Origin of the sequence: Pseudoalteromonas sp. S4741 (genome assembly GCF_005886135.1) — a bacterium.
In the GTDB taxonomy this organism is placed as follows: domain Bacteria; phylum Pseudomonadota; class Gammaproteobacteria; order Enterobacterales; family Alteromonadaceae; genus Pseudoalteromonas; species Pseudoalteromonas tetraodonis.
The window spans coordinates 1-2,975 of sequence record NZ_PNCN01000005.1; the positions used below are offsets into that span (position 1 = coordinate 1).

1 protein-coding gene and 2 tRNA genes are annotated in these 2,975 nt (G+C 40.4%); 2 read left to right on the forward strand and 1 reads right to left on the reverse strand.

Features of this window, described 5'->3' with window-relative positions:
- Window positions 1–106 precede the first annotated feature (106 nt).
- Together CWC30_RS00705 and CWC30_RS00710 are read left to right on the forward strand one after the other, a co-directional pair.
- Window positions 107–180: transfer RNA gene (locus CWC30_RS00705), tRNA-Cys, on the forward strand.
- Between the two features lie 37 nt (window positions 181–217).
- Window positions 218–304 (forward strand) — tRNA-Leu (locus CWC30_RS00710).
- Window positions 305–1,011: 707 nt separating this feature from the next.
- Here the strand turns inward: CWC30_RS00710 and CWC30_RS00715 are convergent.
- Entirely contained in the window at window positions 1,012–2,430 is a 1,419-nt protein-coding gene (locus CWC30_RS00715) for an alanine/glycine:cation symporter family protein (protein ID WP_138626148.1), read from the reverse strand.
- Window positions 2,431–2,975: the final 545 nt, after the last annotated feature.

The window sequence follows — 2,975 nt, forward strand, 5'->3', positions numbered from 1 at the left end:
ATTGAATATTATGAGGCACTTGCTCAGTTGGTAGAGCGCGACCTTGCCAAGGTCGAGGTCACGAGTTCGAGCCTCGTGTGCCGCTCCAAATTATTTGATATGTTTAGGCGGAATGGCAGAGTGGCCATGCACCGGATTGCAAATCCGTTTACCCCGGTTCGACTCCGGGTTCCGCCTCCAAATAATGACTCCACACGCTTTAATTAGCAAACTCGATGCCCGAGTGGTGGAATTGGTAGACACAAGGGATTTAAAATCCCTCGACTAACAAGTCGTGCCGGTTCAAGTCCGGCCTCGGGCACCACTTTACGTTATTTCTATAACACCCAATTAAATCATCACATTTTTATTACTAAACCCCACTAAGCACACTAATTTACCACCCCCTGTTGTTAGCAATAACTTTTTGTTCAACACCTTAAGAGCTCGTGTTTTGTTGCAAGGGCTGATACATACTCTTGGCTCATCAATAGACTGTCACTGATCACTTCAGACTTTTTACAAATTAACCCAGAGTGTAGCTCGTTAGCTAAATCATAAACTAGACTCTTTAATACCAATTCGCTTAATTAAGCGGTCTATTTTGAGGTAGGAAAAACGGGTTGATAGCTAGGCAAAAAATTCGCTATTTAGTTGTTCTAAATGAGAATTTTTTAACACAGATAGCGACACGTTTAGCCCCGCAAAATGATTGAGTATTATTGCGGATTGGTATAATAAGCGCAGTGTTAGTTATTATGGTTATGCAGTAATGTATATAAACCTAAGCAGGGATGTCGTTATAAGCATGAGACCTACTACATAGGTTATTAAATTTACTTGTAGGATGCTTATAATGTTTGGATAAGGTGAGCTTATAGGCAGGTTGGGCGGCTTTAATAACGTCTATCTTCGCATTAGTAATTTATAAGTGGCTACTGTTATCAGTAACTTTAAGATTAAAGTTAAATCAATAAAAAACCCGAAATAACAATGGCCGTTTCGGGTTTTAACTTGAAGTATAAAAACTAATTATTTATGCCAAATACCTTTTGGAATAGTTTTATTGAGTTTGTCGTTCTTACTTGGATCAAACGTCGGTAACTTTCCGACGCGTCGCTGAGCGTTATAATCTTTAGCAAGCCACACGACAACACCTGAGAGCATAAATAATGCGATTACGTTCACTATTGCCATTAAGCCCATCGATACATCAGCTAATGTCCACACTAGTGGTAATTCGCCCAATGCACCAAACATTACCATACCTAACACTAATAACCTGAAGATCAACATGCCAGATGCGTGGTTATGCTCTAAGAATAATAAGTTCGTTTCTGCATAAGAATAGTTAGCTACTATTGATGTAAAAGCAAAAAACAAAATAGCGACTGCAACAAATATTGCGCCCCAGCTACCAACATGCTCCTCAAGCGCTGCTTGTGTAAGTGCTATACCCGTTACATCAGAGCCTGGTACTAACTGTTCTGATAATAAAATAAGAGCAGCAGTTGCAGTACAAATAATAATAGTATCTACAAATACACCCAGCATTTGTACATACCCCTGTGAAGCAGGGTGAGGTGGGTTTGGCGTTGCCGTTGCTGCAGCATTCGCAGCACTACCCATACCGGCTTCGTTTGAGAACAAGCCGCGTTTGATCCCTTGGATCATCGCCTGCATTACCCCATAACCAATTGCACCGGCACCAGCTTGTTCAAGACCAAAGGCACTTCTAATCACATGCATAAATACATCAGGTAATTCAGTGTAATTTACAGCACATATATAAAGTGCAACCATAAGGTAAGCAGCAGCCATAAATGGAACGGCTAATTCAGCAAATCGAGAAATTGTTTTCAGACCGCCAAATATAATAATACCTGAACCAATTACAAGAGCGATACCGACTATATAGTTAGGGATACCAAAGGCGACTTCAAAAGCCGCAGCAATAGAATTTGACTGTACTGCGTTAAAAACTAAACCAAAGGCTAAAATTAAGCACAATGAAAAGACAACACCCATCCAACGCTTGCCAAGTCCGTACTCCATATAATAGGCCGGACCACCACGGAAGTTACCTTCTTCATCTTGAGTTTTATAAACTTGTGCCAATGTACTTTCAGCAAAGCTAGTAGCCATACCAATTAAAGCAATTAACCACATCCAAAAAATAGCACCTGCACCACCTAAATAAAGCGCAACGGCAACACCTGCCATATTACCAGTACCGACACGGGCTGCTAAAGAAGTACAAAATGCTTGGAAAGAGGAAATACCGCCATCTGACCCTTGGCGACTCTGAAACATAACTTTAATCATGTGTGGGAATTGTACAAATTGGATGAAACCAAGGCGTATGGTAAAAAATAACCCTGCTGCTATTAATAAGTACACTAAAATATGACCCCATAAGAGACCACTTATACTATTTATTATATCTGTCATGTGCGTTACCTAGTGAACGAGTTGTAAATATCGGGCGCAACTTACCATAAGCACAGTAAATAGTTTAGTAAACAGCATAAAAAAATGAGTTATCCACAGGGTTTTGTGGGTATCATGTGTGTCTAGGTCGGGTATCTTTGGGGTAACAATTAAATGCAAAAAAGCGTTTAAAAACGCTTGCGTTAAAATCGATTCGCCCTATAATGCGACCCCACTGAGACGGGGAACGCCAACGCATAGCGAGGCACGAGCTACTCAGTGAGTTGAGTAAAACTTAGTTTCGAAACTTTCAAGTTTAACAAAATTAAGTGTTGACAAAAAAATAGGAAAGCGTAATATGCGCAGCCCTAGCGAGATAAAGTTAAACGCTTTAATCGCAACCGGGTAACCGGTATAGCTCTTTAACAATATAAAGCAATCATCTGTGTGGGCACTCGTACAGATTGAGTTCTAACAGCCTAGCTACTTCGTTCTTTATTGAGCAAGTAACGAGGCAAACAAATTTAGAGTCTCAATGTGATTTCTCGAAAGAGAAACTGAGTGTC